An 18,561-nucleotide genomic window follows, 5' to 3' on the forward strand; every position below is an offset into this window, starting at 1 on the left:
CGGGTGACCGGTCGGTCACCCGCCCTTTCCGTCGGCTCAGATGCCCCGGCCGCGCTTGTGCAGCGTGCGCAGCACCCGGTCGGCGTGCACCGCCCGGCTGGCCACCGCCAGCGCCAGGTAGGCCCGCGGCTCGCGCGGGTTACGGGCCAGGGTGCGCCGGGCCCAGCGGACCGCGTCGCGGCGGTTGCCCATGGCCGCCTGGGCGAACGCGATCTGACCGGCCACCCGGGCCTCGCCGTGCGGCACCGTGGCGAACTCCGGGTAGCGCCGCAGCAGCCACTGCAGCGCGGTCGAGATGGTCTCCCAGCGCTGCGCGAAGTACGACCGCTTGTGCCAGCGGACCAGCACGTACGGCGCGTCCACGTTGACCAGTGGAGCGTACCGGGCGGCGCGGAGCAGGAACTCGTAGTCCTCGGCGTAGCTGCCCGGGATCTGCTCGTCGACCAGGCCGATCGCGTCGAGCAGGGCGGCCCGCCGGATCAGGAACGTCGACGGGTGCAGCTCGGTCAGCCGGTCCCGCAGCAACGCCTCCAGTGACACCCGGGACCGGTCCAGCGACCGGTCCACCGTCCGGTCGTCGTAGCTGACCCGGATGCCGCAACTCACCAGGGCGCCGTCCGGGTGCACGTCGAGCGCGCCGAGCTGGGCCGCGAGCTTGCCGGGCAGCCACTCGTCGTCGTCGTCGCAGAACGCGACCAGGTCACCGGTCGCCGCCTCGATGCCGGTGTTGCGGGCCCCGGCCAGCCCGGGCGTGTGGGTGTTGGTGATGACCCGGACCCGCCGGTCACCGTGATCGGTCTCCAGCGACCGGTCCGGCTCCGACTGGTCATAGACCACGATCGCCTCGATCGGGCCCGGGTGCGCCTGGCTGAGGATGGCGTCGAGTGCCGCCCGCAGCAACTCCGGACGGTCCCGCGTCGGCACGACGACGGAGATGCTCGGACCACTCACTGTGTCTCCTCGGTTCGCGACTGCGGGGTCGTTCCCTGCTGGCCCAGGTAGCCGTAGCGGACCCGGAACGGGAGGGTGGCCAGGCTGACCATGGCGCGGCTGCGGCGGGGCAGCCGGGACCGCCAGGCCTCGTCCCGGCGTACCTGCAGCGGGCCGCCGCTGAACCGCAGCGGGTTACCGGCGATGCTGTGCGCGCGGACCGGCTCCGCCGGCGGATCGGTGAGGATCCGCAGCGCCTCCGGGTCGTCCGGCAGCCCGGCGAACTCGCGGAGCCGGCGGACCGTGCCGGCCGGGTCCGCGGTGAAGTCCTCGTAGCGCAGCCGGAGCACCGACGCGCGGGAGGCCAGCAGGTGGAACGCGGCGTTCTGCGCCGTCCACAGCTTGCTCACCTCGAACGGCGAGAAGGTGGGCATGAAGTCCTCGCCGTCGACCACCTCGGGCCGCCGGACCTGCTTGCCCCAGGAGTACGCCACCGCACGGCTGTCCCGCACCAGGTGCAGCACCCGCAGGTCCAGCCCCTCGGCCCAGCGCAGCGCGAAGGCCAGCGAGGCGTGCTTGCTGGAGTCGACCACCACCCGGGCACCGGTCACCTCGGTCGCCGCCCGGTAGATGCGGGTGTAGAGATCGGCGTACCGGCGGACGTCGGCGAGTTCGGCGTCGCCGAGCGAGCCCTTGGCCAGCCGGGGGATGTGCCGGGTCCGGTCGACCCGGTCCTTCAGCGCCAGCGTCTCGTCCCGGTCCACGCTCGACCAGCCGCCGAAGGCGCGCTCACCGACCTGCTGCCAGAACGGACAGGCGGTGAAGCGTTCGCCGCAGCCGCACCGCTCGTCGGCGCCGAGCGCCCGCTCCCACAGGTGCACCACCTCGCCGACCGCGCAGACGTCCGGGCTCTGGGCGAGGAGCAGTTCCAGCAGGGTGGAGCCGCTCCGGCCGAGCCCGCCGACGAAGAGCACCCGGGGCAGGTCGGGCGGCAGGTCCGGGGTCATCCTCGCCGCCCACCGGCGCGCTGGCGTACCCGGCGGGCCACCAGGTCGTCGACCACCTGCCCGACCCGGGCCACCGCCTCGGCACGCGGGTCCGGGCGGTCCGGGTCGGCGGCGAGCACGAAGCGCGACGGGTCGGCCACCCCCTCGTCGAGGGCGGCCACCAGCTCGGTCTCGGACTCGCAGAGCCGGACCAGGCCGGCCGCGCCGAGCCGGCGGGAGAAGAGCTGCTGGTGGTTGTCGACGTGCTCGTCGTGCGCCGGGTTCCGGGGCACCACGATCGGCAGGTGTCCGGTACGACGGGCCTCGGTGATGGTCGCCGGGCCGCCGTGGCTGACCACGAGCGTGGCCTCGGCCATCGCCCGCTGGAGTTCCTCGTGGCCGAGGAACGGGGTGGCCTCGGGCAGTCGCGGAGGGCGGCTGTGGCCGTACTGGAGCACCAGGCGGACGGCGTCGGAGCGGCCGGCGTGCCAGCGCTCCAGCCACTCCACCAGCCGGTCGAACCGGTGCACGTCGGTGCCGACCACGGCCAGCACGTACGGCACCGCGCCGCGCTGCCGGGGCACGAACCCGCTCACCGTGACTCCTTCGTTCGCGACTGCGGGGCTCGCAAACCCGGCTCACTCCTCACGCTCACAGCGCTCGCCTTCGTTCGCGACTGCGGGGCTCGCAGGACCGGCTCACTCCTCGCGCTCACAGGAGATTCCCCACGACGGTCGCCTCCGGGTACATCCGGCGCTGCTCCTCCCACTGCACGAGCATCGCGGAGAGGAACGGGCGGCAGAGCCGGGCGGTCAGCGTCGCGCTGTCGATCCGGTCGTACACCTCGATGTAGACGGTCGGGACGCGGCGCAGCCGGGCCGCGACGACGAACGGCACGGCGACCCCCGCGCCGGTGGTGACCACCGCGTCCACCCGACGGCCGCGCAGCACCCGGAACGCCAGGAAGGCGTTGCGGATCAGGTTGCGGACGTTGCGGGTGGTGGGGTGGTAGGCCCACACCACGTCCTCGCCGTCGAGCAGCGACCGGGCGTCCGGCGTGTCGAACGTCACCCACGCCCGACGCCGGTCCCGGTACCAGGACTCCAGCGCCAGGAGCTGGGCGAGATGCCCGCCGCTGGATCCGACCAGCAGGATCTGCCCCGAGTCCTCGGTTGACCCGCCCACCAACGTTTCCTCCCCGTCCCGTCATGACACGTCCGGATTTTCGTGAATGACCCACGGACGCGCCCTGACAACCTACTGGCGGGTGGGTGGACAACTGAAGGGGCCGTTGGACCGATCCGGTCCCGCCGGTCGGCTCACCGTCCGATGGACGGCCCGACGGCCGGACGCCGACTCCACCGTGTCGGCCCGGCGTCGAGGTCAGGCCCGGTGCCGGGGCCGGAGCACCCGAATCTTCACGTGATGTGTCAGGATTCCGTCACCCGCTCCGGACGACTGTCGACGTGGACGCCGCGCCGTGGTGGGTCGGCGCGGAGGCCGGTGCCCCGCCGAATGGTCAAGCGAGGGTCGGCCGATCCGTGCGGACTGCCTACACCTGGACAGTCTTGCCGGGCGTGAGCGGACTTCCCCTCGTCGTTCGGATCGGGGACACTCGAGTCCACGGTCCGGTCCAAGCTGCGCCGTGGACTGCCCGGCTCGGTCGAAAGGGAGCGACAGAATCCGATGCCCTCACCCCACCTGGCCGAGAGCGACTCCGACGGACCCGTCCTGATGGCATATCTGGGCTGGCTCCGCCGCCGCTGGTGGATCCTGCTGCTGGCAGCGGTCCTCGGCACGGCCGGTGGGCTCGCGGTGAGCCAGGTCCAGCAGGCCCGCTACACCTCCACCACCTCGCTGCTGGTGCGGCCGGTGGGCGCGAGCGCCGGCGACAGCAACCCGAACGCGAAGGTCAACCTGGACACCGAGGCGCAGGTGGTCCGGTCGCTCGTCGTCGGGGAGCGGGCCAAGGGCCTGATGAAGAGCAGCACCCCGGCCGACGAGCTGGTCCAGTCGGCGACCGTCAACGTGCCGCCGAACAGCCAGGTCCTCCAGGTGTCGTACGAGGCGGACAGCCCGAAGGAGGCGCAGGCCGGTTCGCACGCGTTCGCCCAGGCTTACCTCGACCTCCGCCGGGCCACCGCCCAGGCGTCCCTGGACAACCAGGTGAAGAGCCTCCAGCAGCAGATCGCGGACCTCAACAAGCAGCTCACCGCAGTCTCCGGGAAGGTCGCCGCGGCGCCGGCGAACTCGGTCGAGCGGAAGCGGGCCGAGGCCGACCAGAGCGTGCTGACCAACAATCTGACCTCGCTGAACAACCGGCTCAGCCCGCTGCTCTCCGAGGGCATCGACCCGGGCGAGATCATCTCCGACGCCCCGCTGCCCGACAGCCCCAGCTCGCCGAACCGCACCCTGAACCTGGCCAGCGGCCTCGGCGCCGGCCTGCTCCTCGGCATCGTGCTGGCGCTGGTGCTGGACCGCCTCGACACCCGGGTCCGCCGGGGCCGGGACATCAGTGACCGGACCGGGCTGCCGCTGCTGCTGGAGCTGCCGCAGAAGACGGCCACCGTCGGCGTGCTGCCCGCCACCCACAAGATCTCCCGGGAGCTGGGCCGGCTGCGCAACGTGCTGCTCTCCGCGGTGCCCCCGGCCCGGGAGGCCGGGCGGGGACGCCTGCTGCTGCTCTGCGACGGCTCGTCCGGCTCGGCGGCCGGCTTCGTCGCCGCCAACCTCGCCGCCGCGTACGCCCGGACCGGGCAGCAGGTGGCGCTGCTGACCACCAAGCCGGACTCCACGCTGACCGCCATCACCGGCGTCACCGAGGGCCGGCACAGCCTGGCCGCGGTGCTCCGGCGGGACGTCCCGGCACTGAAGGCGCTGACCCCGGTCCCCGGGCTCGGTCAGCTCCGGGTGCTGGTCCCCGGCGACCTGGAGGCCGACGTGGAACTGCCGGTGGCGGCGCTGCTGGAGATCCTCGCCGAGCTCTCCGCCCGCTTCGACCACGTGCTCATCGAGACCGCCCAGCCGACCGTCGCGGTCGAGGCGCAGGCGCTGGGCCGGCACGTCGACGCGGTGATCGTGGTGGCCGAGAGCGGCCGTACCCGCAGCGGCGAGATCAGCGCCGCGTTGAAGCAGTTCGAGCAGGTCGACGCGCCCGTCCTCGGTGCCGTGCTGGCACCCCGGATGCCGGCCTCGGCCGCCCCGGCGAAACCGGCACCGACCGTTGCGAAGCCGCGGCCCCGGCCGAGCCCCGGGCCCTCCGGGGGCGCCCCTTCGGTGGAGTCGACCATGGTGCTGCCCCGGATGAACCCGTCCCCCACGGGCGCCTCCGCCGGGTCGGCCAAGCCGGCCGGTCCGCCCAAGCCCACCGGTCAGGCCAAGCCGACGGGTCAGGCCAAGCCGACCGCCCCCGCCGGACCGGTGCCGGTGGCCGGCAGCGGTCACGGCCACGGCAGCACCTACCGGTCCCGCGGCGACGCCGGGTCCGTCGACGGCTCCGGCCGCAGCTACGCCCTCGACTCCGGCGAGGACCTGGGGTGAACCGACGGCAGATGCTCCGCGCCGCCCTCGTCCCGGCCGTCGTGATCGGCCTCGGCACGGCCTGCAGCGAGCCACAACCGGCCGGCAGCACCGACGTGGTCGACCCCGGCACGGCCGCCCCGACCAGCGCCAGCCCGACCCCGAGCCAGCCGGCGGCGCCGCTGACCGGCCTGCCGGTCGCCGCCGCGGCGGTCGCCGCCCGACCCGCGGTCGCGGTGCCGATCCGGGTCAGCCCGGCCACCACGCCGGCCGGGCTCGGCTCGGCGGACCTGGTCTACGCCGAGTTCGCCGAGTCCGACACGCTGCACCTGACCGCCGTCTTCCACTCGAAGGACGCGGCCAAGGTCGGGCCGGTCACCGAGATCCGCCCGGTCGACATCCGGTCACTCGGTGTGCTGCACCCGTTCGTCGGCTATGCCGGCGGGCCGACCGGGTTCCTCACCCAGTTCGAGAACTCCAAGCTCGCCGGGGTGACCCCCGCCGACGACGGTGACAAGGTGTTCGCCGGCGACCAGACGTCCACCGCGGCGCTGTGGAAGGCGGCCCCGAAGGGTGCGCAGCCGCCGCCGAGCGTGCTCGACTACGCGACCCCCGGCTCGGCGCTGGCCGGCCGGGACGTGACACCGGCCCAGGAGCTGACCATCAGCGTCCCCGGTGGTCCGCCGCAGGTCTGGCGGTACGACGCGGCCAAGTCGACCTGGGTCGGCAAGGTCGGCACCGCCACGGTCACCGCAGCCAGCGTGCTGGTCCTCACCATGGAATACAAGACGCTCGACGTGCGGAAGCCCTCGCCGCGCTCGCTGCCCTCGGCGAACGTCTTCGGCGAGGGGGCCGTGGTGGCGGTCTCCGGTCCGTCGGGTGCCAAGGGCAAGTGGCGCAAGCCCGGGCTCGACCTGGTCTGCAACATCACCGACCTCAACGGCGAACTGCTGCACCCGACGCCCGGCAACGCGTGGGTGTTCTACGTGCCGAGCAGCGCCAAGGTCACTCTCAGATGAGTACGGTCACCCCGAACCGCCCGGCCCGCGGCTCGGCGTCGGTCGTCGGCGTACCGGTCTCGCCGGTGGCCACGCCGGCGCCCGCCCGGCCGAAGTCCTGGTCGCTGCGGCTGCCCAAGGCCTGGCCGCTGACCGCGCTGTTCGTGCTCTACCCGGTGTGGTGGGCGCTCGGGGTGGCCTCCTTCGTCGTCGTCATCCTGGCCGTGCCGATGGCGGTGCAGCTCTACCGGCGCGGCCCGGTACGGGTCCCGCCGGGCTTCGGCATCTGGTTGGTGCTGCTGCTCTGGGTGCTGCTGTCGGTGGTGATGCTCGACCTCACCGCGCCGGACACGCTCCCGCCGGGCGGCGGCGGCCGGTACATCGGCTGGGCGATCCGGCTGGCGAACTACGTGGCGACGACCGTGGTCATGCTCTACGTGTTCAACCTGAGCGAGCGGGAACTGCCCCGGCGCCAGGTGATCCGCAACTTCGGCTTCATGGGCGTCGTCGTGGTGATCGGCGGCTGGGTGGGCTCGCTCTTCCCCACCGGGGGCTTCGTCGCGCCGCTGCGCTTCGTGCTGCCGCCCTCGATCGCCAGCCAACCCTTCGTCGCCTCGCTGATGGACGTCAAGTTCGCCCAGGTCCAGCAGGTGATCGTCGGCGAGGCGACTTCACCCCGGCCGTCGGCGCCCTTCGCGTACACCAACTCGTGGGGTGAGAACACCGCCGTCCTGCTGATCTGGCTGATCGTCGGCTGGGTGGTGCTGGGCGGCCCGGTGCGGCGGGTGCTCGGCATCGCGATCGCCCTGGCCGCGGTCTTCCCGATCGTCTACTCGCTCAACCGGGGCCTCTGGATCGGTCTCGGCATCTCCGCGGTCTACGTGGCGGTCCGGATGGCGTTGCGCGGCCGGATGGCGGTGCTCGGCGGGTTGGCCCTGGCGGTGGGGTTGATCGGCATCCTGATCATCGCCACTCCGCTCGGCAAGACCTTCGACGAGCGGCTGCAGAACGGCCACAGCGACGAGATCCGCACCACCCTCTCCGAGTCGGCCCTCACCGCCGCGAACCACTCGCCCGTGCTCGGGTACGGCGGCAACCGGGCGCTGATCGGCAGCAACCGCTCCATCGCGATCGGTAAGACCGACGACTGCAAGCAGTGCGGCAACCGGGAGCTGGGCAGCAACGGCCAGCTCTGGGCGTTGCTGGTCGGCCAGGGCTATGTCGGCGCGCTCTGCTACAACGGGTTCTTCCTCTACAGCCTCTGGCGCTACCGCCGCGACCACAGCGCGATCGGGATCGCCGGCAGCCTCGTGCTCGTCCTGATGCTCTTCTTCCAGTTCACCTATGGCGCAATGGAAGCCACCCTCGCCTACGGCCTGATCTCGGTCGCCCTGCTCGCCCGCAACGACCGGCTGCGCCGGGCCGTCGCGCCGGCGCCGCCGTTGGGCACCGTGGGCGGGCTACGGGCCCGACTCGAAGCAGCCGGTGACCGCTGATGGTGTTCCGTGTCCCTCCGGACGGCGACGGCCGCTCCGCGTACCTCGCCGACCTGGCCGGGCTGATCTGGCCTGCGCCCGCCGAAGCCACGCTGCGTCGGGGCGGGCGGGACGGCTGGGTGGTCGTACCGTCGGCGACCCGGCCACGGCTGCTCGTGCCGACCGGGTCGGGGCGGGCGGCGGCCAGCGCCGTCCGGCACTCGACCGAGGCGGTCGGCCGGAAGGCGAAGCTGGTCCGGCAGGGGCTGGCCACCGCGTTCCGGCTCGGGCTGGGCCCGCTGGTGTTCCGGGACCGGGTGGCGGTGACCGGCGGCGGGCTGGACGCGTACCTGGCCGAGGTGCTGGGCACGCCGACGCTGGTCAGCATGCACATCGGTCCGGCCCGGGCGAACCGCAAGCCGGTCCTGCAACTGCTCGGCCCGGACGGGCGGGCACTGGGCTACGCCAAGCTGGGCGTCGACCCGCTGACCCGGGCGCTGGTGGACGTGGAGGCCGCCGCGCTGCGCCGGCTGGCCGAACTGCCGCTGGGCCCGGTGACGGTGGCCGGGGTGCTGCACCACGGCGACTGGCACGGGCACGCGCTGCTGGTGCAGGAGGCGCTGCCGGTACGGCTGCCCCGGGCCGCCCCGGCCGCGGCCGAGGCGGCGGAGCGGGCGGCGATGGTGGCGGTGGCCGGCTGTCTCGGGGTACGGCACCGGTCGTACGCCGGAAGTTCGCACGCGGCCCGGCTGGCCGAGGAGATCGACGCGCTGGGCGGTCGGCCGGAGGCCGGGCGGCTGCAGACGGTGCTGAAGACCGTCGCGGACGCCGACCCGACGGTCGCCTTCGGTGCCTGGCACGGCGACTGGAACGGCGGCAACAGCGCGGTCCTCGCCGACGGCCGGGTGCTGGTCTGGGACTGGGAGCGGTTCACCGGTGACGTGCCGGCGGGTTACGACGCGCTGCACCGGGTGGTGCAGACCGCCATCGGCCACGACGGGGTGGAGCCGACGGACGCGGCGCGGGCCCTGATCGCCGGCGCGGCGGGCACGCTGGCCCCGTTCGGGCAGGACGGCCGGGACGCCGACCTGGTGGCCGTGCTCTACCTGGTGGAGCTGGCCACCCGCTATCTGCGGGACCGGCAGGCGGAGGCGGGTGCGCGACTGGGGCACGTCGACGCCTGGCTGCTGCCGGCCGTCGAGGAGCACCTGGCCCGTCGGGCCCGGTGAGAGTGAGGAGTGGGGACGTGACGGTGGCCAAGGAGCAGGCGCTCCGCGCGGTGAAGTCGATGAGCCGGACGGTCGGCCGGTTGACCGCCGGGAGCCGGATGACGCCCGGTTTCCTGATCGTGGGAGCGCAGCGCTGCGGCACCACGTCGCTGTTCAAGACGCTCTCCCAGCACCCGGGCGTGCTGCCGCCGGCCTACCACAAGGGCGTGCACTACTTCGACACCGACTACCACCGGGGGATGAACTGGTACCTCGGGCACTTCCCCACCACCGCGAAGGCGGAGGCGGTCCGGGCGCAGCTCGGCGTCCGGGGGATCACCGGGGAGTCGAGCCCGTTCTACATGTTCCACCCGCTGGCCGGTCAGCGGATCGCCGCGGACCTGCCCGGCGTACGGCTGCTGGTGCTGCTGCGCGACCCGGTGGAGCGGGCGTACTCGGCGCACTCGCACGAGCTGGCCCGGGGTTACGAGACCGAGTCGTCGTTCGAGCGGGCGCTGGAGCTGGAGGAGGAGCGGACGGCCGGTGAGCGGGAACGGATGACCGCCGACCCGAAATACCTGAGCCACCACCTGCAGCACAACGCGTACCTCGCCCGGGGGCGGTACATCGAGCAGCTGGAGCGGCTGGAGGCGCTGGTCGGCCGGGAGCGGCTGCACGTGATCGACAGCGACGACTTCTTCGCCGACCCGCGCCCGTCGTTCGACGCGGTCTGCGACTTCATCGGCCTGCCCCGCTGGGCGGACATCTCCTTCGGCAAGCACAACTCGCGGTCACGGTCGCCCATGTCGGCGCAGCTGCGGGCCCGACTGGAGGACCACTTCGCCCCGTACGACGAGCGGCTGGCCTCCTGGTGGGGACGCGTGCCGTCGTGGCGGCGGTGACTCGGACGGACACCGGTGACGACCCGACGGTGATCCTGCCGGCCGTCGGTGGGTCGACGGCGCCCGGCGGCGGACCGGCGGCAGCCGGCGCGGGTCTGGGCGGCGCGGCCCGGCAGGGCTTCGCGAACCTGGTCGGGGTGGGCATCGCGGCGGTGGCCGGCTTCGGGCTGAACATCGTCATCACCCGGGGCTGGTCGGTCCGGGACGCCGGCATGTTCTTCGCCGCGACGAGCGCCTTCATGATCGCCGTGTCGGCGGCCCGGCTGGGCACCGACGTCGGCACCGTCTACTTCGTCAGCCGGCAGCGCACGCTCGGTCAGCGGGACCGGATCCGGGGCACGATCCTGGCCGGACTGCTGCCGGTGCTGGCCGTCGGGGCGCTGCTCGCCGGGGTGGGCTGGCTCGCCGCGCCGGCGCTGGCCCGGCTGACCATGCCCGAGGCGGGTCCGGGCGCGGTGACCGCACTGCGCATCCTGCTGGCCTTCGTGCCGCTGGCCGCGCTCAGCGACTACGCGCTCGCCGCCTGCCGGGGCTTCGGGCAGATGCGTCCGCTGCTCACCGTGGAGCGACTCGGCCGTACGCTGATCCAGTTCGTGGCGGTCGCGGTGGCCGCCTGGCTGGGTCTGAGCGCCACCCGCGCGCTGCCGCTGGCCTGGGCGGTCCCTACCTGCTCGCCGCCGCCGTCGCGCTGGCCTGGCTGGGCCGGCTCGTCCGGCGTGCCGAGCGCGAGGTGGCCCGGCCGGTGCCGACGGCCGAACTGGCCGGGCCGTTCTGGCGGTTCACCGGGCCCCGGGCCCTGAGCAGCCTGGCCGCCATCGTCGTGCAGCGGCTCGACATCGTGCTGCTCAGCGCGTTGCGCGGGCCGGCCGACGCGGCGGTCTACACGGCGGCGACCCGGTTCCTCGCGCTGGGTCAACTCTCCAGCGTGGCGCTGGCCGGTTCGGTGCAGCACCGGATGGCCGCCGCCTTCGCCCGCTCGGACAACGCCGAGGCACGGCAGCTCTACCAGGCCGCCACCGGCTGGCTGGTGCTGCTCTCCTGGCCGGCATACCTGGTCTTCGCGGCGTTCGCCGGGCCGATGCTGTCCCTCTTCGGCTCCGGTTACGGCGCGGGCCGCCGGGTGGTGCTGCTGCTCGCGCTGACCATGCTGGTGGCCACCGGCTGCGGCATGGTGGACATGGTGCTCAACATGGCCGGGCGGACCGCCTGGACCTTCTACAACGCGATGGTCGGCACCGTGGTCAACGTGGTCGCCAACGTCGCGCTCATCCCGGTGTACGGCATCCTCGGCGCCGCCCTGGCCTGGACCGCGTCCATCCTGGTCACCAACCTGGTGCCGTTGGCGCAGCTCTGGTGGTCGCTGCGGCTGCACCCGTTCGGGCGCGGCACCCGTACCGCGATGGCGCTCGCCGTCGTCTGTTTCGGCCTCCCGCTGGGGCTGGCCAGCCTGCTCGGTGCCGCCGCGCCGCTGCTCGCCGTGGTGAGCGTGGCCGGCGCGGCGGCGTACCTGGCCGGCGCCTGGCACTGGCGGACCACCCTGCACCTCGACGCGCTCCGCGCGCTGCGGCGCGGCCGGAACCGCTCCGGCCCGACGCCGGCCGCTCAGTCGTGACCTGCCCCTGCGTACCGATGGGACACCGATGACCAGCAGCACGCCCCTCGCCCCGCACACCGGCCTCTCCGCGGTGAAGGCCGCGAAACTCGCCGCCGTCGGTCTGGTGGCGGACCGGAAGGAACGCCGCGAGCTGGAGCGGCCGGTTCCCGCGGCGAACCGGAAGTTGAGCCTGAAGGTCGAACGGCCCATCTTCATCCTGGGTGCGCCGCGCTCGGGCACCACCTTCCTGGGCAGCTGTGTCGGCGCGTTGCCGGAGGTGTCCTACCACTTCGAACCCCGGCTGACGAAGGCCGTGGCGCGCTGCGTCTACGAGGGCAGTTGGACGCCGCAGCGGGCGGCCCGCTACTTCCGCGGCTACTACGGGGCGCTGCTGGCCGCGTCCGGCCACGGCGGGCTGCGGTTCGCCGAGAAGGATCCGGAGAACTGCTTCATCGTGCCGTTCCTCACCGAGGTCTTCCCGGACGCGGTCTTCCTGCACGTCTACCGGGACGGTCGGGACGTGGCGGTGTCGCACGCCGAGCAGCCCTGGCTGAACGCGTCCTCCACCGGCTCCGGCAAGAGCGGCCGGGGCGGTACGCCGTGGGGCGCCGCGCCCCGGTTCTGGGTGGAGCCGGAGCGGCGCGACGAGTTCAGCCGGGTGTCCGACCTGGCCCGTTCGGCCTGGATGTGGCGCCGGTTCACCAGCAGCGCGCTCACCCAGCTGGCCGAGCTGCCCGCCGACCGGGTACGCCACCTGCGCTACGAGGACATCGTCAGCCGCCCGGCGGAGGCGGCCGAGGCGGTGGCGGACTTCCTGCAGGTCGGCGACGCGGCGGGCCGTCAGGCGCTGCACGCCCGCTTCGGTAAGGCCCGGCCGAACTCGGTGGGGCGGTGGCGGGCCCGGCTCGACGAGAACGACCTCGCCGACGTGCGGGCACAGGCCGAACCGCTGCTGACCGAGCTCGGCTACACCACGTGAACGTCGCCCCACTAGTAGAGTGCATGGGGTCGTCCGCCCGCCCCGGCGGTGCGCCCCGCCGTGGCGGGGTGGTCGGGGCCTCCTGACAGCCGGGCCGACGATCTTCCTGGGGAGAGGTTGCGGTGATGGCTCGACTACGGCGGACGATGGCGGCTGTGCTCACCCTGGCCTTCGTGGTCCCGGCGGTGGCGGCGTGCGAGTCGGAGAAGCCGGCCCGGCAGGACCAGCCGAGCCCGACGACGACGGCGCCCACTGTGGAGCCGCGGACCGCTCCGGTGCGGACCACCGGGCGGGGTCCGGAGCTGCCGGCGGAGGGCGCCTGGCTGGGCGCGTGGGTGAAGCCGCAGTTCCACACCGCGGCCGGGCGGGCCGAGGCGCTGGAGGAGTTCGACCGGGCCGCCGGCGGCAAGCTCGCGCTGGCGCACATGTTCCACCAGTGGAACGAGCCCTTCCCGGGCCCGACGGAGCAGGCCTTCCAGAGCCTGGGCAAGCTCCAGATGATCTCCTGGCAGGGCACCGACACCCGCTCCACCACCAGTGGCATCTACGACTCGCTGATCCGGCAGCGGGCGCAGGACGTCAAGGCGTTCGGCGTGCCGGTGCTGCTGCGCTACCGCTGGGAGATGGACCGGCCCAACCTGGCGGCCACCATCCACTCCCCGGAGGACTACGTGGCCGCGTGGAAGCACGTCCGGGCCATCTTCACCGAGGCCGGCGTCACCAACGCCGCCTGGGTGTGGTGCCCGCACGCGGACGGCTTCGCCGAGGACGAGCGGGCCGCCGAGGCGTACTACCCCGGTGACGACCAGGTGGACTGGCTCTGCGCCGACGTCTACCCGAGCCCGGAGTGGAACGGCTTCGGCGAGCGGATGGACCATTTCATGGCCTTCGCCCAGCAGCACCCGCGGCCGGTGGTGGTCGGTGAGTTCGGCCTCACCCAGGAGGGCCGGCCGGGGCAGCGGGCCGCCTGGCTGCGCGAGGTCGGGCCCTACCTGAAGAAGCACCCGCAGATCAAGGCCGCGGTCTATTTCGCCGCTAAGCAGACCCAGAAGCCGTTGTACGACAGCACGTTCCGCAACGATCCGGAGAGCGCGGCGGTCTTCAAGGAGTTGGCGACCGACCCGTACTTCACCCAGCCGCCGCCCGACCTGTCTCCGTCCGCCGGAGCGTCGCCCACCCCGGCCCGGTGATCATCCCTCGTCTTTTCGTGTGACCTGTGGGGGTTGCTCGGCGAAAAAGGCGTTCCGGGGTGGACGCGGACCGGCCGGATGCGAGAAGGTGTTGCTTTCACGTCTGCGGTCGGCCGCCCGGGCGCCTCACCCCGCGCCGATTTCCGGTCCCGATCGCAGCGTCTCCGACGTGCACCCGGAGTTGCCTGTGGCTTCCTCTGTACTGAGACACCGCTCGGTGTCCGCGCTCGGCGCTGCCATCCTCGGCATCGCCACGCTCTTCACCCCCACTCCCGCGCTCGCGGCCGCACCGAACCACGACACGATGGTCTCGGACGTCTCGTCCAGCCTGTCGCCGAACATCATCGACGGCAACGTGGTGGCGATCTACGACGCCGGCACCAAGATCATCGCCGCCGGTTCGTTCACCCAGGCCCAGAACCGCGGCACCTCGCAGCCCGTCGTGACGCAGAAGTACCTGCTGGCCTTCGACAAGGCGACCGGCAAGATCGACACCTCCTTCGCCCCGGTCCTCGACCGGGCCGTCACCGCGGTGATCGCCGGTCCCACCCCGGGGACGTTCTATGTCGCCGGTGAGTTCACCCAGATCAGCGGGGTCAACCGGCGCAAGCTCGCCCTGCTGAACGTGGCGGACGGTTCGCTGGTCACCACCTTCAAGCCGCCGGCGCTCAACGGCAACGTCAACGACATCGCCAAGGTCGGTGACCGGCTGCTGCTCGGCGGCATCTTCAGCACCGCCGGCACCGCGACCCGCAACGGCCTGGCCTCGGTCGACGCCACCACGGGCGCGCTGGACGAATACCTCACCGTGTCGCTGTCCGAGCACCACAACTGGACCACCGGCAGCACCGGTGCGTCCTCCGGCGTCGGCTCGGAGAAGCTCGCGGTCTCGCCGGACGGCAAGCAGCTCGTCGTCATCGGCAACTTCAAGAAGGCCGAGGGCGTCGTCCACGACCAGATCGTCCGGATCAGCCTGGGCGACACCTCCACCAGCATCATGGACTGGAACACCGACCGGTACTCGGCCGCCTGCCTGTCGGACTCGTTCGACTCGTACGTGCGGGACGTGGCGTTCTCGCCGAACGGCAAGTACTTCGTCGTGGTGACCACCGGTGCGCCGTTCCCGGGCACGCTGTGCGACGCCGCGGCCCGCTGGGAGACCTCGGCCACCGGCGCCGGCCAGACGCCCACCTGGGTGAACTACAGCGGCGGCGACACCTTCCTGTCGACCGGCATCAGCGAGGAGGCCGTCTACGTCGGCGGTCACTTCCGCTGGGCGAACAACCCCGCCGGCAAGAACGTCGCGGCGCCGGGCGCCGTCGGCCGGGCCAGCATCGCCGCCCTCGACCCGGCCAGCGGCCTGCCGCTGTCCTGGAACCCGGGCCGCCATCCCCGCGGCTACGGCGTGACCGAGATGCTGGTCACCCCCGAGGGCCTCTGGCTCGGCAGCGACCAGGACTGGATCGGCAACTTCGACGCCAAGCGCGGAAAGATCGCCTTCTTCCCGCTGACCGGGGGCAACGCGCCGCACTCCACCGCCACCAAGGGCCTGCCGGGCGACGTCTACCAGGCCGGCCGGGCGGCGCAGACCGAGGTGCTCTACCGGATCAACGCCGGCGGCCCGACGGTCAACGCGATCGACGGCGGCCCCGACTGGGCCGGCGACACCGCCACCGCGCCGAGCCCGTTCCACAACGCCGGCAGCAGCGTCACGACGTACGCGGCGGACGCGACGGTCGACTCGACCGTCCCGTCGAGCACGCCGATCTCGCTCTTCAGCAGCGAGCGGTGGGACCAGACCACCGCCCCGGACATGCAGTGGGACCTGCCGGTCCAGGCCGGCACCCGGGTCGACGTCCGGCTCTACCTGGCCAACCGGTTCGCCGGCACGGCGACGGCCGGCAAGCGGAAGTTCGACGTCAGCATCGACGGCGTGCTCAAGCTGAACGACTTCGACCCGGTGGCCGCGGCGGGCGGCAGCAGCAAGGGCACCATGCGGTCCTTCTCCGTGGTCAGCGACGGCATGATCGACATCGACTTCGGTCGCGTCCTGGAGAACCCGCTCGTCCAGGGCATCGAGGTGGTCAAGACCGCCCCGACGCCGACCGCGTCGGACGTCCTCTACCGGGTCAACGCCGGTGGCGACACGCTCCCCGCGGCCAGCGGGCCGAGCTGGGCCGCCGACACCTCGGCCGCGCCGAGCGCCCTGCACAACACCGGCAACGAGGTGACGAACTACTTCACCAACGCCACGCTCGACTCGACGGTGCCGACCGGCACCCCGGTGGAGCTGTACAACTCCGAGCGCTGGGACCTGACCGGCGCGCCGAACATGGAGTGGAACTTCCCGGTCCCCGCGGGCCAGCAGGTCCAGGTGCGGCTCTACCTCGCCAACCGGTACGCCGGCACCGCGACGGTCGGTAAGCGGAAGTTCGACGTCAGCATCGACGGCGTGCTCAAGCTGAACGACTTCGACCCGGTCGCCGAGGCCGGTGGCACCAACCGGGGCACCATGCGTGCCTTCGCCGTCACCAGTGACGGCAACGTGGACGTCGACTTCGGTCCGGTGCTGCAGAACCCGCTGGTCCAGGGCATCGAGATCGTCAAGATTCCCGCCGTACCGTCGGTCACCACCGCCAACTCGGTGAGCAAGCGGTCGTACGACGGCGCGACCGGGGTCGGTACGCCGACCTCGGTGGGGAACCCGGACGGCACCTCCTGGTCGAGCGTCAAGGGCGCGTTCTGGGTGGGCGGCGACCTGTTCTACGGCATGAACGGCGCGCTCTACCGCCGCAAGTTCGACGGCGTCGACTTCGGCAGCCCGACCAAGCTGGACCCGTACCACAACGCCAAGTGGGACGCGGTGCAGACGGGCTCCGCCCCGGAGGGGCAGACCTACGTCGGCGTCACCACGAACTTCTACGCCGAGATCCCGAACGTGACCGGCATGTTCTACAGCGCCGGCCGGATGTACTACACGCTGGCCGGTCAGAGCACCCTGTTCTGGCGCTGGTTCACGCCGGACACCGGCACCGTCGGTGCGGAGCGCAACACCGTCACGGGCACCACGGCCTTCGCCGACGCCGGTGGCATCTTCCTGGACGGCGACACGCTCTACGTCGTCTCCCGGAACACCGGCAACCTCTCCTCGATGGACTGGTCGAGCGGGGCCCCGACGGGTGCCGCGACGGTGCGCAGCGGCCCGGACAAGGACGACGTGGACTGGCGGGGCACGGCGGTCTTCGTCGGTCCGTGACCTGAACACCTGCCACAACGCGATGGCCCGGCCGGTATCGGCCGGGCCATCGCCCGTTCCGGGGTCCGGGGCGACCGGCCCGCCGGTTCAGACCCGGGTGGGGGTGTGCTCGCGGGCCCAGACCCGCATCAGGTCCCGCACCGAGATCACCCCGGCCACCTCCCGGCCGTCGAGGACCACCAGGTGGCGGAAGCCGCCGCGGGCCATGGCGGCGGCGGCCTCCTCCACCGTCCAGTCCGGTCCGGCATAGACGGCGTCCCAGGTCAGGTGGGCGGCGGTACGTTCGACGTCGCAGTCCAGGCCGGCGCCGATCGCGTTGAGCACGTCGCGTTCGGTCATGATCCCCACTCCTTCGGAGTCCGGGTCGATCACGACCGCCGACCCGACACCGCGGGCCGACATCATCCGGGCCGCCTGGCGGAGCGTGTGCTCCGGGCCGACCACGAGCACGTCGCTGGACATCGCTTCTCGAACCTGCATCACGCATCACCCCTTTGGGACGGCGGCACCGGTACGGACATGGTGGGCCATCGATGCGTACCGGGACAAGACCGGGCATCGCCGCAGCGGTGCGGGCTCGCTACTGTCGTGACGTGCCCACCGACCCGCTCCGCCGCGCCGGCGCGCTGATCGTGGACGCCGCTTCGTGAGCGACTCGACCGTCGGGGACCGCTGCGCGGCCCGGGCTTCGACGCGCCGCGCCGGAACGGCCGACCAGGTCGAGCTGGCGCCGCACCGGTTCGCCGGGCTGGTCGCCCCGGCGGTCGACCGGGCCTTCGTCGCCGGCATGCTCGCCGGCCGCGACGGTGGCGGCGCCGAGCTGAGTTCACGGTACGGCGGTCCGGCGGCGACCGCCCTGCTCGTCGAATTCCGGACCCGGCTGGCCGTGCCGGGCGGGACGGTCGACGGGGCGGGTTTCGCCGCGGTGACCCGCTACCGCGATCCCGCCGCCTCCCAGCGGACGCTGGACCGGCACGTGGCGCACGGCATGGTGTACCGGATGCCGGACGGCGGCTTCGCCGCGACCGAACGGGGCATCGCCTTCCTGACCGAGATCTATCAGGTGCACGGCGAGGTCACCGAGGAGCTGTGGGCGGGTCACGACGACCGGGTGGTCCGCTTGGTGGAGGCGCTCGGGCGGGTGCTCGCGTACGCGCTGGTGCTGGCGGAGCCGGCGGGGCCGGGGGCGTTCGGCACGATGGCGCCGCCGTACGAGCCGGAGGGCACCGCGCCGGGGGTGCTCCTGCTCAACCGGTTGAGCACGCTGCGCTACCACCGGGCGGACGCGCACGCGGCGGCGTGGGGCGCGGCGGGGCACACCGCGGCGAGCATCGCCGAGCTGCCGCCGGGTCCGGAGCTGCTGGCGATCGAGCTGGAGACCGACCGGCGGGCCGCCGGCCCGTACGTGGTGCTGACCGCCGAGGAGCGGTTGACGATGCTGGCGGACCTGGCCGCCCTGCCGGGCTGAGACCGGTTGGCGGCGGCCCGACCGTGCTCCGGCGCTATCCTCCACCGGTGACCCGG

Annotated in this window: 16 protein-coding genes; 11 read left to right on the plus strand and 5 right to left on the minus strand. The window is 73.0% G+C overall.

The genetic code is table 11. The features are described 5' to 3' along the window. Positions 1 to 36: 36 nt before the first annotated feature. The 4 genes from MRQ36_RS12070 to MRQ36_RS12085 all read right to left on the minus strand — a co-directional run bounded on the left by MRQ36_RS12070 (position 37) and on the right by MRQ36_RS12085 (position 3,104). On the minus strand, positions 37 to 951 hold the full coding sequence (locus MRQ36_RS12070; protein ID WP_242795076.1) for a glycosyltransferase family 2 protein: 915 nt from the start codon (positions 949 to 951) through the stop codon (positions 37 to 39). Next, the gene (locus tag MRQ36_RS12075; RefSeq protein ID WP_242795077.1) at positions 948 to 1,937 is read right to left on the minus strand and encodes a sulfotransferase; all 990 of its coding nucleotides are present in this window, start codon (positions 1,935 to 1,937) and stop codon (positions 948 to 950) included. The genes MRQ36_RS12070 and MRQ36_RS12075 overlap by 4 nt, the downstream gene beginning before the upstream one ends. Beyond that, positions 1,934 to 2,512 carry a glycosyltransferase gene (locus MRQ36_RS12080; RefSeq protein WP_242795079.1) on the minus strand — a complete coding sequence of 193 codons (579 nt, stop codon included), beginning with the start codon at positions 2,510 to 2,512 and terminating at the stop codon, positions 1,934 to 1,936. The genes MRQ36_RS12075 and MRQ36_RS12080 overlap by 4 nt, the downstream gene beginning before the upstream one ends. Before the next feature lie 115 nt (positions 2,513 to 2,627). Next, on the minus strand, positions 2,628 to 3,104 hold the full coding sequence (locus tag MRQ36_RS12085; RefSeq protein WP_242795081.1) for a UDP-N-acetylglucosamine transferase subunit ALG14: 477 nt from the start codon (positions 3,102 to 3,104) through the stop codon (positions 2,628 to 2,630). A gap of 498 nt (positions 3,105 to 3,602) precedes the next feature. Here MRQ36_RS12085 and MRQ36_RS12090 point away from each other — a divergent pair, with 498 nt between their 5' ends. From MRQ36_RS12090 to MRQ36_RS12135, 10 genes are all read left to right on the plus strand, one after another. After that, on the plus strand, positions 3,603 to 5,456 hold the full coding sequence (locus MRQ36_RS12090; RefSeq protein WP_242795083.1) for a Wzz/FepE/Etk N-terminal domain-containing protein: 1,854 nt from the start codon (positions 3,603 to 3,605) through the stop codon (positions 5,454 to 5,456). After that, on the plus strand, positions 5,453 to 6,454 hold the full coding sequence (locus MRQ36_RS12095) for a DUF3048 domain-containing protein (RefSeq protein WP_242795085.1): 1,002 nt from the start codon (positions 5,453 to 5,455) through the stop codon (positions 6,452 to 6,454). Before MRQ36_RS12090 ends, MRQ36_RS12095 begins: the two co-directional genes overlap by 4 nt. Beyond that, positions 6,451 to 7,929, plus strand: a complete 1,479-nt coding sequence (locus MRQ36_RS12100) for an O-antigen ligase (RefSeq protein ID WP_242795087.1) — start codon at positions 6,451 to 6,453, stop codon at positions 7,927 to 7,929. The genes MRQ36_RS12095 and MRQ36_RS12100 overlap by 4 nt, the downstream gene beginning before the upstream one ends. Further along, positions 7,929 to 9,137, plus strand: coding sequence for a hypothetical protein (locus MRQ36_RS12105; protein ID WP_242795089.1), 1,209 nt, complete (start codon positions 7,929 to 7,931; stop codon positions 9,135 to 9,137). The genes MRQ36_RS12100 and MRQ36_RS12105 overlap by 1 nt, the downstream gene beginning before the upstream one ends. Before the next feature lie 17 nt (positions 9,138 to 9,154). Further along, positions 9,155 to 10,018, plus strand: a complete 864-nt coding sequence (locus MRQ36_RS12110) for a sulfotransferase domain-containing protein (RefSeq protein ID WP_242795091.1) — start codon at positions 9,155 to 9,157, stop codon at positions 10,016 to 10,018. After that, complete coding sequence (locus MRQ36_RS12115) at positions 10,015 to 10,818, plus strand: lipopolysaccharide biosynthesis protein (protein ID WP_242795093.1); 804 nt, start codon at positions 10,015 to 10,017, stop codon at positions 10,816 to 10,818. Before MRQ36_RS12110 ends, MRQ36_RS12115 begins: the two co-directional genes overlap by 4 nt. Further along, complete coding sequence (locus MRQ36_RS12120; RefSeq protein WP_242795095.1) at positions 10,761 to 11,630, plus strand: lipopolysaccharide biosynthesis protein; 870 nt, start codon at positions 10,761 to 10,763, stop codon at positions 11,628 to 11,630. The genes MRQ36_RS12115 and MRQ36_RS12120 overlap by 58 nt, the downstream gene beginning before the upstream one ends. Before the next feature lie 28 nt (positions 11,631 to 11,658). Continuing rightward, positions 11,659 to 12,591 carry a sulfotransferase gene (locus tag MRQ36_RS12125; protein WP_242795097.1) on the plus strand — a complete coding sequence of 311 codons (933 nt, stop codon included), beginning with the start codon at positions 11,659 to 11,661 and terminating at the stop codon, positions 12,589 to 12,591. Positions 12,592 to 12,716: 125 nt separating this feature from the next. Continuing rightward, positions 12,717 to 13,781, plus strand: coding sequence for a glycoside hydrolase family 26 protein (locus tag MRQ36_RS12130; protein WP_242795099.1), 1,065 nt, complete (start codon positions 12,717 to 12,719; stop codon positions 13,779 to 13,781). A gap of 217 nt (positions 13,782 to 13,998) precedes the next feature. After that, a complete protein-coding gene (locus MRQ36_RS12135) occupies positions 13,999 to 17,037 on the plus strand; it encodes a malectin domain-containing carbohydrate-binding protein (RefSeq protein WP_242795101.1) in 3,039 nt (1,012 codons plus the stop codon). Positions 17,038 to 17,124: 87 nt separating this feature from the next. Here MRQ36_RS12135 and MRQ36_RS12140 read toward each other — a convergent pair whose 3' ends face one another. Next, positions 17,125 to 17,517, minus strand: a complete 393-nt coding sequence (locus MRQ36_RS12140; protein WP_242795116.1) for a cyclic nucleotide-binding/CBS domain-containing protein — start codon at positions 17,515 to 17,517, stop codon at positions 17,125 to 17,127. A gap of 166 nt (positions 17,518 to 17,683) precedes the next feature. On the opposite strand from MRQ36_RS12140, the gene MRQ36_RS12145 reads away from it, so the two are divergent. Next, entirely contained in the window at positions 17,684 to 18,505 is an 822-nt protein-coding gene (locus MRQ36_RS12145) for a hypothetical protein (RefSeq protein ID WP_242795123.1), read from the plus strand. Positions 18,506 to 18,561 lie beyond the last annotated feature (56 nt).

The sequence above is a fragment of the Micromonospora sp. R77 genome (assembly GCF_022747945.1).
Lineage (GTDB): Bacteria > Actinomycetota > Actinomycetes > Mycobacteriales > Micromonosporaceae > Micromonospora.

What these genes read in the sequence shown, in the direction of transcription:
- MRQ36_RS12125 (WP_242795097.1), top strand. Translation starts at nt 11,659, where the DNA reads ATGACCAGCAGCACGCCCCTCGCCCCGCACACCGGCCTCTCCGCGGTG.
- MRQ36_RS12090 (WP_242795083.1), top strand. Translation starts at nt 3,603, where the DNA reads ATGCCCTCACCCCACCTGGCCGAGAGCGACTCCGACGGACCCGTCCTG.
- MRQ36_RS12140 (WP_242795116.1), bottom strand. Translation starts at nt 17,517, where the DNA reads ATGCAGGTTCGAGAAGCGATGTCCAGCGACGTGCTCGTGGTCGGCCCG.
- MRQ36_RS12075 (WP_242795077.1), bottom strand. Translation starts at nt 1,937, where the DNA reads ATGACCCCGGACCTGCCGCCCGACCTGCCCCGGGTGCTCTTCGTCGGC.
- MRQ36_RS12100 (WP_242795087.1), top strand. Translation starts at nt 6,451, where the DNA reads ATGAGTACGGTCACCCCGAACCGCCCGGCCCGCGGCTCGGCGTCGGTC.
- MRQ36_RS12130 (WP_242795099.1), top strand. Translation starts at nt 12,717, where the DNA reads ATGGCTCGACTACGGCGGACGATGGCGGCTGTGCTCACCCTGGCCTTC.
- MRQ36_RS12105 (WP_242795089.1), top strand. Translation starts at nt 7,929, where the DNA reads ATGGTGTTCCGTGTCCCTCCGGACGGCGACGGCCGCTCCGCGTACCTC.